The sequence below is a fragment of the Bacillus cereus group sp. RP29 genome (genome assembly GCF_040459765.1).
In the GTDB taxonomy this organism is placed as follows: domain Bacteria; phylum Bacillota; class Bacilli; order Bacillales; family Bacillaceae_G; genus Bacillus_A; species Bacillus_A paranthracis.
Genome location: NZ_JARVHN010000001.1, coordinates 2,085,348 through 2,098,139, shown reverse-complemented (window position 1 = coordinate 2,098,139; position 12,792 = coordinate 2,085,348). Strand labels below are relative to the sequence as shown.

Genomic DNA, 12,792 nt, shown 5'->3' with positions numbered 1-12,792 from the left:
ACTTTTATAACGAGGAGTATTTATTACCATGGTGGCTTATGCATCATACAAAAATATTTGATCACGGTATATTAATTAATAGAGGTTCTACAGATCGTTCCGTTGAAATTTGTAAATTATTTGCTCCCCACTGGGAAGTACGAGATTCAAGATTCCTTGAATTCGATCCCACTAATACTGATATTGAGGTAATGGAAATTGAAAGAGAAGTTTCAGGTTGGAAGATGGTATTAAATACTACAGAATTTCTTTGCTGTAACAATGTAGAAGAATTTTTCTCATCACTTCATACGTTAGGTCAAAATATGTATGCGATTAGAATGATTGTCATGATTGATAAGCATGATTACAATTATTCAAAACTAAGATATTCCATTCCTTTAGTAGAACAACGATATCATGGGCTTTTTCCTTATAACCCAGAAATCGGCTGTGCCTGGAGATTTATACACAACCATCTTGATGGTGCATATTTACCAGGCAGACATTTTACGCGGCATCAACATGTCGTTTATAACTCCCCTTCATTCATTGTTAAATTTTACTTTAGTCCTTGGAACGAACATACAAAGGCAAGAAAATTACAAATTACACCCACCCTTTCAAAAAAGGGCGTTCGAATGGGACTTCAAACACATTATGGTCAGTCCCCTGAGCAACTCGAAACTCGATTTTTAGAGCTTAGTAGCATAAACCCAAGATCTTCGTAACCACCCTGAATATCAACAATTATTCCCTAAATTTAAACCTTAATATTTCTCACACCATCATTTTCCACACATTTTTACGCACTTAGTCAAAAACAAAACCATTTGCATACAATATGAATACTGTATATATTATAAATTTTTATTTTAGGAGGAAAAAATGAAAGCTGTTATTCTTGCTGGTGGATACGGGACAAGGATTGGGGAAGAAACACATTTAAAACCGAAACCTATGATTGAAATTGGAACAAAACCTATTCTATGGCACATTATGAGTTTGTATAACCATTACGGTATTACTGAATTTATTATTTGCTTAGGCTATAAAGGATATGCAATTAAAGAGTTCTTTCTAAATTACAACTTACACATGTCAGATTTCACGATACATTTAAGCGATAATACAATTACTAGCCATTCTCAACGTGTAGAACCGTGGAAAGTTACACTAATCGATACTGGTGTAAATACCGAAACGGGAGGACGAGTGAAAAGAATTCAAAATTTTGTTGGAGACGAACCTTTCTGCCTCACTTATGGTGATGGATTAAGCAACGTAAATATAAAAGAACTTATTGCATTTCATAAAAAACATGGAAAAATGGCAACTGTTACCGCCGTACAACCTCCTGGTAGATTCGGTTCTCTCATATTAAATAAACAGTCTGTAACATCTTTTCAAGAGAAGCCACTCGGGGATGGCGGATGGGTTAACGGTGGATTTTTCGTTTTAAACCCTGAAGTTTTCAATTACATTAGTGGAGATAAGTCTGTTTTTGAAACAGACACTTTAGTTCAGTTAGTAAACAAAAACGAACTATCAGCATATCAACATACTGGTTTTTGGCATCCGATGGATACATTGCGCGATAAAAATAAATTAGTCGAGCTATGGGAAAGTAATAACGCTCCGTGGAAGGTTTGGTAATATGGCTTCTTCATCTTTTTGGAATAAGAAAAAAGTATTTATTACGGGACATACTGGATTTAAAGGCTCTTGGCTCACCCTTTTCTTAACTTCTTTAGGTGCAGAAGTAGTTGGCTTTTCTTCTCATCCCCCATCGATTCCTAATCTTTTTGAACAATGTAACGTAGCAAAAGAGTGCATAACAATTAAAGGCGACATTACAGATTACGATTCTTTATTACACGCCCTAAAACATCATAACCCTGACATACTATTTCATTTAGCTGCCCAGCCAATCGTCACCACTTCATACAAAGATCCTATCGAAACATTTAAAACGAATGTTTTAGGCACTGTTCACGTATTGGAAGCTGCAAAACATACAGAAAGTATACGTGGCATCATTAATGTTACAAGTGATAAATGTTATGAAAATGAAGGGAGCGGTAACCGGGCATTCGTGGAAATTGACCGGCTAGGAGGTATCGACCCTTATAGTGCTAGTAAAGCTTGCGCTGAAATAGTGGCAACATCCTATCAAAAATCATTCTTCCACACTAATACTCAGAAACTCGCCTCAGTAAGAGCAGGTAACGTCATCGGTGGTGGGGATTGGGCAGAAGACCGATTATTCCCAGATGTCATTCGTGCATATTTACAAGATGGTACATTAACGATTAGAAACAAAAAGGCTATTCGCCCGTGGCAACACGTATTAGATCCTTTACACGGCTATATCCTTTTAGCTGAAAAACTTTGGACAGACGCTGCATATGCAGAAGCATGGAATTTCGGCCCGTTGAACGAACCTAACAGAACCGTTCATGATGTCATTCAATCTGTAATAAAATTATGGAATAAACAACTAACAATCACTTCCCCCTCTACAAACACTCCTTATGAATCGCCTGTTTTAACACTCGATAGTACAAAAGCAGTAACTAAACTCGGCTGGACTCCTAAGTTATCAACAGATAAGGCTATCACTTGGACTGTTGATTGGTACAAAAAATATGCATCTGGTGAAAATATCGAATCTTTCACGCGGCAACAAATCGATGCATTCAAAAATTTATAAGGGGGCTATAAAATGGAACAGAAAAAATGCCGTTTTTGCCACTCATTACTCAGCAACACTTTTTTAGATTTAGGTGTTTCTCCTCTCGCTAACTCATTTGTTTCTCCAGAAAACGCATATAAAATGGAACCATTTTATCCATTGCACACATTTGTTTGTCACTCTTGTTTACTCGTACAATTAGATGAATTTGAATCTCCGCACAATATTTTTCATGACTATTTATACTTTAGCTCTTACTCATCAAGCTGGCTACTGCATGCTAAACAATATGTAGAAATGGCGATTAAGCGTTTCTATTTAAAGAAAGACTCCAAGGTGGTTGAAATCGCGAGTAACGATGGGTACTTATTACAATACTTTCAAAAAGAAAATATCGAAACATTGGGAATTGAACCTGCAAAAAATGTAGCAGAAATCGCTATCCAAAAAGGAATTCCTACTGAAGTGAATTTTTTCAGCAACGACTTAGCAAAAAAATTACCACAAGCTGATTTAATCATCGCTAATAACGTATTAGCACACGTTCCAAACTTGCATGATTTTGTCGCCGGTTTAAAAACGTTATTAAAACAAGATGGCACGATAACAATTGAATTCCCTCACTTACTAAACCTCATATCCTTTAAACAGTTTGATACGATATACCATGAGCACTTCTCCTATTTCTCACTTATAAGCCTGCAAAAAGTTTTATCTCACCATCATTTACAAATTGTCGATGTAGAAGAACTTGCAACGCACGGTGGTTCCTTACGTATTTTTGTAAAACATCATAGTGACGAATCAACTATCCATTCTAGTGTTACAAAATTAATTCAAAAAGAAGTGGATCACGGGCTAAATACATTAGATTGTTATCTCCTTTTTTCTAAACGCATCGAACAATTGAAAATAAATATTTTACAGTTTTTTATCGAAGCGAAAGCTTTAAACAAACAAATTATCGGTTACGGTGCGCCAGCTAAAGGAAACACCCTTTTAAATTATTGCGGGATAGGAAAAGAATTTCTAGCTTATACAGTAGATAAAAACCCTCATAAACAAAATCTCCTTCTACCAGGAACCCGCATTCCAATAAAATCTCCAGAAGAAATAAAACGTACAAAACCTGATTACATTCTTATACTTCCTTGGAATTTAAAAGACGAGATTATGAAAGAATGCTCTTTCATTCGTGAGTGGGGCGGCAAATTTTTAGTAACAATACCAGAAGTTGAGGTAATTGAGCCATGAAAAAAATCCTTGTAACAGGCGGTAGCGGATGGATTGGTAAATATGTTGTACATTCTCTTATTCAAAAGGGCTATGAAGTGCACGCCACTTACAATACAAATAAGCCTTCCCATCTTTCTTGCCATTGGCATAAAGTCAACTTACTTTGCGATGAAGAAGTAAAAAAACTCATTTACGACATGAAGCCTAGTCATCTCATTCATTTAGCTTGGGAAGCAGTGCCGCCAGCGTGTTATGTATCTATCAATAATTACTATTGGCTTACGTCTAGTATCTCATTGATTCAACACTTCACAACATGCGGCGGAAAGCGAGTCGTCGTTGCCGGTACTGGCGCAGAGTATGAATGGTTTAACGGTGTATTGTTTGAAGATTCACCGCTTCTTTCTTATAAAACCCCGTATTCATTATGTAAAAATGCACTACACTCCTGGCTCCAAACGTACGCTGAGCAATCAGGCCTCAGCATGTGTTGGGGCCGCATTTTTCATATGTATGGCCCTCACGAACAAGGGAATCGACTCGTTTCTAACATCATCACTTCTTTATTAAAAAATGAGGAAGCACTATGTACACATGGAAAACAATCAAGAGATTTCCTCCATGTGAGCGACGTCGCTGATGCTCTCATAACAGTATTAGAACATGGCGTTACAGACACAATCAATATCGCTTCTGGTCAATCTGTACAAATTAAAGAGTTAGCTTCTATCATCGCTAAAAAGATAGGAAAAGAACATCTAATTAAACTGGGTGCAATACCTTTCTCTAAAGATGAACCTTTATTTGTCGGCGTTCATGTAGAGCGTTTAAAAACTGAAGTAAACTGGAAACCGACATACGATCTAAATACAGGAATCGAAGAAACAATTTCATGGTGGGAATCATTTATACAAAAACATAACGGTACGCATCACTAAAACGTAAATCCTTCGTTCCTCTCGCTAATTCCTTATACCATTCTTCTAATCTTTCCGGCGTAATAATATGATGCGTCCCCATTCCCCCATGCTTACTAGCTTCAGAAAGAGTCGGACCAATTTGTAACTTTCTCTTTCTCATCGCATCGTTCCACGGACTAAATCCAAACCATAATATACAAGCAAGAGGCGGATAAATCATAGATTCATGCGCGGATAAATGTCTTCCAACTGTATAACTTCCGTGTTCATGATTATGAATAAATCTACCTCTTCTCCACAACGGCCAATCTTCTGGTAAATAACCGTGAAATCGCTGTTTCATTAAAGGGAGTCCAAAGTTAAGGTCCGGATAACTGTAGTTAGGATCATCAACCATAATAAGCCCTTCTAGCCAATACATCCTCCCTCCCAATTCATTTAGTGATTTCCAAAACTGATTTTTATCTTGCACACAAAGAAACTCAGTCGTATTTAAAATCATTTTCCATCCTTGTATTTCTTGTTCTACCCTCATCACTTCATGATCCGTCGCATATGCATCAAACTCTGGATTTACAGAATTTCGCACTTCCCAATGCGGTGCGAATTTCTTACAAATCTCCACCGAACGATCTGTTGAGCCTTTATTAATTAAAATACCATGATCAAACAGTTTCGTATGATGAGCAAGCCACCACGGTAATAAATACTCTTCATTATAAAAATGAGAAATAACGGTTGTAGTTATAATAATCTCCTCTTTCTCTATTAATCTATTTTTCATCCTACAACCAATATACTCATAAACTAAAAATATGTTTCCTATATTAATAACCAAATCGTATTACTAATATTTTTGTAAGTTTTCCTTTGGTACCCAGCCATCCTCACCACCTGTTTTTTCACACCAAACCCATCCATTCAATTCTTCTAACCCAATCAATCTTTCTCCAATACTTACATTTAATTCTTTGGCAGTATATTGTTTCGTAATGATTCCTACATCAGTTATATTTTTCATTATAATTTGCTCCGGAACCCACCCTTTCCGGTCATATTTCTCTTCGTGACAAAACATCCAGTTTTCCCAATTTTCAGGACCATCGTAACTCTCTATCATTTTCACTACATCCCCCTCTTCTAAGCGAATTGGATCAGGATAATTGCTAACATGTGATTTTATAACGATATATTTCATAACAACCTCCAATAATCAGAAAATTAAGTTATAATATCATTATAACTTAAGAAGGAGGAATACACATGTACTACAACACTTCATTCGAAAACGATCAACCTGTAGGCCGTCTATAAACTAAGACGGGCATTCATATAACACGTGCACTATGCCTCGTCTTAGGGAACTCATCATACCCTAAAAATAGACGGAGGTACTTTACATGAAACAAACCATTTTAGGAGCTATATGTTTATCACTAGCAGCTAGTATATGGGGCGGTATGTATGTTGTTAGCAAATATGTACTCGACTTTATCCCACCACTCACACTCGTTTGGCTACGCTTTATCATTGCTTTTGTTGTTTTGTATATGATTTTAAAAATTACTGAGAAAAAGCAAAAGAAAACAGTAACCATTCGTAAAAAAGATTGGCTATTATTCGCTTGGATTGGATTTATCGGATATTTCATTTCGATCACTTGTCAATTTATCGGAACAAAATTATCCGACGCTCATACAGGATCTTTAGTAACATCAGCTACACCTGCATTTATGGTTATATTTGCAGCGATCATTTTAAAAGAAAAACTAACCGCTCGTAGATTACTATCTACCATCATAGCGACAATCGGTGTCATTATCGTCATCGGATGGGATATTGAAATTGGCTCCTATTTTATCGGTACAATCATATTAGTCGGGGCAGCTATTACGTGGGCTTTACTATCTATTTATGTAAAAATTGCTTCAGCTCGATTTTCATCTTTAGTGATTACAACGTACGCTATATTCTTTTCACTCTTTTTTATTACACCTTTTATGGTATGGGAATTTCAATCAAACCCTATTGAACATATGAACCTATATGTAGTATTAGGCGTACTTTATTTAGGAATCGTCTCAACGGCAGGTGCCTTTTTCCTTTGGAATAAAGGATTAGAATTAATGGACGCTAGCATCGGTTCGTTATTTTTCTTCTTCCAACCTATCGTCGGATCGTTGCTTGGTTGGTTACTCTTAAACGAAACATTGAGTAGTAACTTTTTTATTGGTGGTATTCTTATTATATGTAGTGTTTTTATTACTACTTTTGAAAAGAAATGAAAAATAGGCAGAGATACTTAATCTCTGCCTGTTCGTATACACTCTTTACACACTCCAATGCGATGGACGAGACAATAATTTCGGTAATTTCGTATGTTTGTCCCCTCTTGCCGCATTAACTTGAACTTGCGTCAGAAAAATACTATTTGTAAAATCAGCCCCACGAATATCTGCATCTCGTAAATCTGCTCCAATGAGATCCGCCCCTCGTAAGTCTGCACCATTTAAGTTTGCCGCAATTAAATATGCTCCTCTTAAATTCGCCCCTTGTAAATTTTTCTTTTTCAGGTTTGCTCCCATAAGATCTGCGCCGCGGTGTATGATTCGTTTCCTACGCGCAGTATTCATTTCTTTCCATACTAGTTCGCTCGTTTCTACAAGTAAAATATTCACTTCTGCACGATGTAATGGGATATTTACTTTCATTAACTCGTCCGCATTTAAATTCGAAAGTCGCTCCGTCTCTTCAATTGCTTTCCTTAATTCTTTATGGATCGATTGTGTCGCCTTTAATAAAATAGCCTCATTTAAATACCAAAGCATTTCATGGAGCTGATGCATAACTGGAAAAGCATCATACATTTTTCTCGCATGCTTAGCATCTTTCCCCCAATCCATCCCGTTAAAAGTAACTTGAGAAATTTTCTGTCCAGCGCCAAAACATTCAAATACTGTACAGCCTTTATAACCTTTTCCTCTAAGATTTTTATGTATACTGCATTTAAAATCTGATTGTAAATTGGAACATGGTTTACCACCATCTTTATTCACTGCAAAATCTACCGATGCTGCAAACGGTAACGCCACACAACATAAACCGAAGCATTTTTCGCAGTTTGCTTTTAAATGATCGTTATGATTAGTCAAAATGTATACCCCCTGTTGTCTTTTGACTATTTCATAATATTCTAACTGCATGAAATAATCAATTTAAAAATAAACGAGCGCCTTTCATTTCAAATCACAACTTTATCATTCTATTTCCTTTCAATTGAAAAGGACTAACTCTGCTCATTGAATTATAATTAAATTATAAATATTCAAACTAAAAGGAGAGTTACTATGGCACTACAAATGAAAACAAACTGTCAAATTTGCGATCAATCGCTGGAGCAAGATTCTGAAGCATACATTTGCGTATATGAATGTACATTTTGCGCACCATGTACAGAAGAAAGACATAACGTTTGCCCAAACTGCGGCGGCGAGTTAGTACGTAGACCGAAAAAGAAACAGTAAAAAGCAAAGCGATATCGCTTTGCTTTTTTTAGGCATATGAAATTATATCAACGATTTTTCAAATATATCGAACACAAATTCAAATATATCAACGATTTTTTTAATATATCGACGTTTCGACAAAGGATATCGACTTACCGACAAATAACGACACCTCTGCATGCATTCAGCTTCAACACAACTTAAACATTTAAAAACTTAACACAAACAGGCTCCGGCACAACAACATCAGATTGTAAAAGTGTTAACTTCCCTGTCGTTTCATTTCTTGAAAATAATACAAGATTATGCGACTTTTCATTTGAAGCAATAAGGAACTTTTCAGTAGGATCTAATACAAAGTCTCTTGGCCAATTTCCTTCTGTAGATGTGTGTTCCACAAATGTAAGCTCACCTGAGTTTTGATCCACACTGAAAACAGCGATACTATTATGACCACGATTGCCTACATATACAAACTGGCCGTCAGAAGAAATATGAATCGCACTTCCTTGATTATTTTCATCAAACGCGGCAGGAATAGTAGAAATATACTGTACTTCTGTAAAAGCTCCTTCTGTCGGATTATATGTTAACACAATAACCTCTGAACTAAGCTCCGTCATCACATACGCATACTTTCCATTCGGATGAAAAGTAATATGTCTCGGACCACTTCCTGGATTTACAGCCAAGCTATTCACTTCTTTTAATACACTATCTTTTATTTCATACGTAATTATTTTATCTATCCCTAAATCAACACCTACCACATATTTTTCATCAGGCGTATATCCTGCGTAATGCGCATGTGGTTTCTCTTGGTTTTCTTCATTCAGACCTGAACCTTTATGCATTATAATAGAGGTCGCAGGATTTACAGATCCATCTTCTTCATTTACTGCGAAAGACTCAATCGTTCCTTTATGATAATTTGCTGTAACTACCGTGTGAGTCCCACTATCAACACTCACATGACAAGGAGAAGCCCCTTCTACCACTTGTCTATTTTTCTCCTTTAGCTCTCCAGTTTTACTATCAATCGAATGAGCAGCTACACCACCAGATTCTCCTTCCTTAACAACGGAATAGAGATATTCATTATTTCGGTTAATCGTTACATATGTAGGATTATCCAACTTGGCCGCAAGTGTTACATTACTAATTTTCTTTGCTTCCGTGTCTAAAATAAACTTATATATTCCTTCACTTTTTTCTTTCGTGTAAGTTCCAACATACCCAATAAACTCTTTATTATCCTTCATTTTCATAACCCTCTCTCCCTATATTTTTCATTCATCTTACTTCTTATAATGTTTTATGTTGAAAGAGTATCCTAAAAAATCGGAGTACCTCTTTATACGTTACCATATTTTCTTGTTAAATAGCTTTTAAACCCACTTTTTTTGGTACGCTGCTATACTTTCATATTCTTCTTCCAATTGACGAGACAGACGAATATAGATTGGTGTTAAATCTTTATACTTTTCTACACTTTCCATGTTTGGTTCATGGTGGAAATTCGCCCCTACCATTTCAGAAACTACATGCAACGTATCTACTTCACCTAAACTATATAAACCGAGGATTGCTGCTCCTAAGCAAGAGCTTTCAAAACTTTCCGGAACATATACGTCTTGATGGAAAATATCTGCCATCATCTGTCTCCAAAGTTCCGATCTTGCAAAACCACCTGTCGCTTGAATTTTTTTCGGTTCACCAATGAGTTCTTTTAAAGCGAGAAGAACGGTGTATAAATTATAAATTACTCCTTCTAAAACAGCACGGATAAGATGTTCTTTCTTATGATGCAATCCAAGTCCAAAGAAAGATCCTCGCGCATTTGCATTCCATAAAGGCGCTCTTTCTCCTGCTAAATACGGGTGAAATAATAAACCGTCGGACCCCGGACTCACTTTTGCTGCTATTTCAGTAAGCACTTCATATGGATCTTTTCCTAAACGCTTCGCAAGCTCAATCTCTGAAGTACCTAATTGATCACGAGCCCATCTGAAAATCATACCACCGTTATTAACCGGTCCACCAATTACCCAATGGTCTTCAGTTAAGGCGTAACAAAAAATTCTACCTTTTGGATCTGTTACAGGACGATTTGTTACAGCACGTATCGCACCGCTTGTACCAATTGTCACAGCAACAACGCCAGGATCTATTGCATTTACACCTAAATTGGATAGGACTCCATCACTCGCTCCTACTACAAATGGAGTAGAAACAAGTACATTCATTTCTTTGGCAAGCTCTTCATCTAATCCTGTTAAGCTGTGCGTCGTTGGAACAAGTTTAGAAAGCTTATCATCTGTAATGCCCGCTACACGTAAAGCCTCTTCATCCCATTTTAAAGATTTCAAATTGAACATTCCTGTCGCTGATGCTATAGAATAATCAATTACATACTCCTTATATAACTTATAAAAAACATACTCTTTAATAGAAATAAATTTATAACTTTTTGCGAACAATTCTGCCTGTTCATTCTGTAACCAAACTAATTTCGAAAGTGGTGACATCGGATGAATTGGTGTCCCAGTCCGCAAATAAATTTCATGGCCATTCATATCATTCTTTATTTTCTCTGCCCAGCTTGCACTTCTATTATCTGCCCAAGTAATACATCTCGTTAACGGCTTTCCCTTCTCATCTACAGCAATGATACTATGCATTGCCGAACTAAAAGAAACACAAAGAATATCATGCGGCTGTACACTACTTGTCTGTACAGTTTCTTTAATCGTATGTATTACTGCACGAAAAATTTCTTCTGGGTCTTGTTCTGCTGTTTCCGGCGTAGGAGAATATAAAGGATATTCAATTCCATGACTTGCAATAACAGATCCATCCGTAGAAAATAGAACTGATTTTGTACTAGTTGTCCCAATGTCTACACCAATCATATATTTTGAACTCACCATTTCTTCCTCCTAACAAAAAATTACTACAGTATCCCACTATAAAAACATCCTTATTTTAAACAAACATATCGAGTAGTAAAACTCCTCCAAAAGCGATAAATGAAAGTAATGTTTCTAATACTGTCCATGTTTTAAATGTTTCTTTCACTGTTAAACCTAGGTATTCTTTTACCATCCAGAACCCAGCATCGTTTACGTGAGAAAACATTAATGCTCCTGCACCCGTTGCAATGACGAGTAATTCTAAATTCACACCTGTCGTATTTTCAACGATTGGCGAAACGATACCCGCTGCTGTTGTTAAGGCGACTGTCGCTGACCCTGTCGCAATTCGAATTAATCCAGCTACCATAAATGCTAATACAATTGGAGATAAGGCTAAATGCTCAGACATTTGAGCAATAGCATCGCCTACACCACTATCGATCAGAATTTGCTTAAATCCCCCGCCGGCACCAATAATCGCAACGATTGAACCGATTGGTAATAAGCTATCTTCTGTTACCTTCTTAATAGCCTTTTTATCGATACCTTGACGAAATCCAAGAAAATAAAATGCTGCAAAACATGCAATCAAAAGTGCAATGATAGGACTACCGATTAAGGTGACCATCTTCATCAAAGTAGTAGAAAGCGGAACATAAGGAGCTGCTGCCGCTAACACCATTAACATTACAGGTAACAATATAACTAAAAACGAAACTCCTATTCCTGGTAATTTCGTTGATTTTGTATTTACACGAATCAATTCTGGCTCATTTTCAGGAATTACACGTTTGTGAATCCATTTAGCGAATATAGGACCTGCAATAATCGCTGCAAAAAATGTAATAATGAGTGAATACAATAATACCTTCCCAAGATTCGCTTTATAAATACCTATTGCAACGATTGCCCCTGGATGCGGAGGAACAAGGCCGTGTACGACAGATAACCCAGCAATTGCTGGTAATGCTATCAATAAAATATTTTGTTTCGTTGTTTTATGAATAGAAATTACTAACGGCAATAATATTAAAATACCTACTTCAAAAAACACCGGAATTCCAATAATAAAACCCGCAATTAACATCGCCCATGGTAAGTTTTTTATTCCGAAGGTTTTAATAAAGAACTCTGCCACCTGCATTCCAGCACCTGACTCTGCCATCATTTTCCCTAAAATTGTACCTAATACTAAAATACCTACTAAATGCCCAAGAACACTTCCGACTCCCGTTTCATAAGCACTCACTATTTTATCCATTGGCATTCCAGACATAATTGCTAAAAATAAACTTGCAATCGTTAAACTAATAAACGCATGCCATCTCCACCACGATACCCCTAAAATAACAATTACAATTGATAATAATGTAATCATTAAAAGGTACATATTCATACGCAATTCCACCCCTTTATGTAAACCCTTTCAAAAATGATATACAATGAAAAGAACCTATATAGTTCTTTTTTGAGTAAAAATTTATATAACGATATACAACTCACCTTCACAACATAATAATTTATATAAAAAGAATCTCCCT

General features: G+C 36.4%; 12 protein-coding genes and 1 pseudogene. 7 read left to right on the top strand and 6 right to left on the bottom strand.

Going from position 1 to position 12,792, the window contains the following annotated elements:
- Positions 1-38: 38 nt before the first annotated feature.
- The 5 genes and pseudogenes from QCI47_RS11040 (at position 39) to QCI47_RS11020 (ending at position 4,848) form a co-directional block, all read left to right on the top strand.
- Positions 39-753 (top strand): annotated as a pseudogene (locus QCI47_RS11040) (glycosyltransferase family 2 protein).
- 114 nt (positions 754-867) lie between these two features.
- On the top strand, positions 868-1,635 hold the full coding sequence (gene rfbF / locus QCI47_RS11035; RefSeq protein WP_071743301.1) for a glucose-1-phosphate cytidylyltransferase: 768 nt from the start codon (positions 868-870) through the stop codon (positions 1,633-1,635).
- A 1-nt stretch (position 1,636) separates the two neighbouring features.
- A complete protein-coding gene (gene rfbG, locus QCI47_RS11030; RefSeq protein ID WP_309422859.1) occupies positions 1,637-2,692 on the top strand; it encodes a CDP-glucose 4,6-dehydratase in 1,056 nt (351 codons plus the stop codon).
- Between the two features lie 12 nt (positions 2,693-2,704).
- Entirely contained in the window at positions 2,705-3,928 is a 1,224-nt protein-coding gene (locus QCI47_RS11025) for a class I SAM-dependent methyltransferase (RefSeq protein WP_071743302.1), read from the top strand.
- Positions 3,925-4,848 carry an NAD-dependent epimerase/dehydratase family protein gene (locus tag QCI47_RS11020; protein ID WP_000723103.1) on the top strand — a complete coding sequence of 308 codons (924 nt, stop codon included), beginning with the start codon at positions 3,925-3,927 and terminating at the stop codon, positions 4,846-4,848. Before QCI47_RS11025 ends, QCI47_RS11020 begins: the two co-directional genes overlap by 4 nt.
- Here the strand turns inward: QCI47_RS11020 and QCI47_RS11015 are convergent.
- Positions 4,817-5,614, bottom strand: a complete 798-nt coding sequence (locus tag QCI47_RS11015; protein WP_000797329.1) for a glycosyltransferase family 2 protein — start codon at positions 5,612-5,614, stop codon at positions 4,817-4,819. The two genes, QCI47_RS11020 and QCI47_RS11015, sit on opposite strands and share 32 nt — an antisense overlap.
- Before the next feature lie 63 nt (positions 5,615-5,677).
- Positions 5,678-6,028, bottom strand: a complete 351-nt coding sequence (locus QCI47_RS11010; protein ID WP_000875277.1) for an SH3 domain-containing protein — start codon at positions 6,026-6,028, stop codon at positions 5,678-5,680.
- 202 nt (positions 6,029-6,230) lie between these two features.
- Here QCI47_RS11010 and QCI47_RS11005 point away from each other — a divergent pair, with 202 nt between their 5' ends.
- Positions 6,231-7,115 (top strand): DMT family transporter, encoded by an 885-nt coding sequence (locus tag QCI47_RS11005; protein WP_000814745.1) that lies wholly within the window; start codon positions 6,231-6,233, stop codon positions 7,113-7,115.
- A gap of 45 nt (positions 7,116-7,160) precedes the next feature.
- On the opposite strand, the gene QCI47_RS11000 is transcribed toward QCI47_RS11005, so the two are convergent.
- Positions 7,161-7,982, bottom strand: a complete 822-nt coding sequence (locus tag QCI47_RS11000; RefSeq protein WP_076875563.1) for a pentapeptide repeat-containing protein — start codon at positions 7,980-7,982, stop codon at positions 7,161-7,163.
- Between the two features lie 195 nt (positions 7,983-8,177).
- Here QCI47_RS11000 and QCI47_RS10995 point away from each other — a divergent pair, with 195 nt between their 5' ends.
- Positions 8,178-8,354 (top strand): DUF1272 domain-containing protein, encoded by a 177-nt coding sequence (locus QCI47_RS10995; protein WP_001207874.1) that lies wholly within the window; start codon positions 8,178-8,180, stop codon positions 8,352-8,354.
- A gap of 182 nt (positions 8,355-8,536) precedes the next feature.
- Here QCI47_RS10995 and QCI47_RS10990 read toward each other — a convergent pair whose 3' ends face one another.
- The 3 genes from QCI47_RS10990 to gntP all read right to left on the bottom strand — a co-directional run bounded on the left by QCI47_RS10990 (position 8,537) and on the right by gntP (position 12,647).
- On the bottom strand, positions 8,537-9,598 hold the full coding sequence (locus QCI47_RS10990) for a lactonase family protein (RefSeq protein ID WP_483299110.1): 1,062 nt from the start codon (positions 9,596-9,598) through the stop codon (positions 8,537-8,539).
- 126 nt (positions 9,599-9,724) lie between these two features.
- Positions 9,725-11,266: a gluconokinase gene (gene gntK, locus QCI47_RS10985; RefSeq protein WP_000254937.1), complete on the bottom strand. Its 1,542-nt coding sequence runs from the start codon at positions 11,264-11,266 to the stop codon at positions 9,725-9,727.
- 55 nt (positions 11,267-11,321) lie between these two features.
- Positions 11,322-12,647 (bottom strand): gluconate permease GntP, encoded by a 1,326-nt coding sequence (gntP, locus tag QCI47_RS10980; protein WP_076875561.1) that lies wholly within the window; start codon positions 12,645-12,647, stop codon positions 11,322-11,324.
- Positions 12,648-12,792: the final 145 nt, after the last annotated feature.

Coding starts and splice junctions, on each gene's coding strand:
- QCI47_RS11025 (WP_071743302.1), top strand. CDS start 2,705: ATGGAACAGAAAAAATGCCGTTTTTGCCACTCATTACTCAGCAACACT.
- rfbG (WP_309422859.1), top strand. CDS start 1,637: ATGGCTTCTTCATCTTTTTGGAATAAGAAAAAAGTATTTATTACGGGA.
- QCI47_RS11020 (WP_000723103.1), top strand. CDS start 3,925: ATGAAAAAAATCCTTGTAACAGGCGGTAGCGGATGGATTGGTAAATAT.
- QCI47_RS11005 (WP_000814745.1), top strand. CDS start 6,231: ATGAAACAAACCATTTTAGGAGCTATATGTTTATCACTAGCAGCTAGT.
- gntP (WP_076875561.1), bottom strand. CDS start 12,647: ATGAATATGTACCTTTTAATGATTACATTATTATCAATTGTAATTGTT.
- QCI47_RS10995 (WP_001207874.1), top strand. CDS start 8,178: ATGGCACTACAAATGAAAACAAACTGTCAAATTTGCGATCAATCGCTG.
- rfbF (WP_071743301.1), top strand. CDS start 868: ATGAAAGCTGTTATTCTTGCTGGTGGATACGGGACAAGGATTGGGGAA.
- QCI47_RS11015 (WP_000797329.1), bottom strand. CDS start 5,614: ATGAAAAATAGATTAATAGAGAAAGAGGAGATTATTATAACTACAACC.
- gntK (WP_000254937.1), bottom strand. CDS start 11,266: ATGGTGAGTTCAAAATATATGATTGGTGTAGACATTGGGACAACTAGT.
- QCI47_RS10990 (WP_483299110.1), bottom strand. CDS start 9,598: ATGAAGGATAATAAAGAGTTTATTGGGTATGTTGGAACTTACACGAAA.
- QCI47_RS11010 (WP_000875277.1), bottom strand. CDS start 6,028: ATGAAATATATCGTTATAAAATCACATGTTAGCAATTATCCTGATCCA.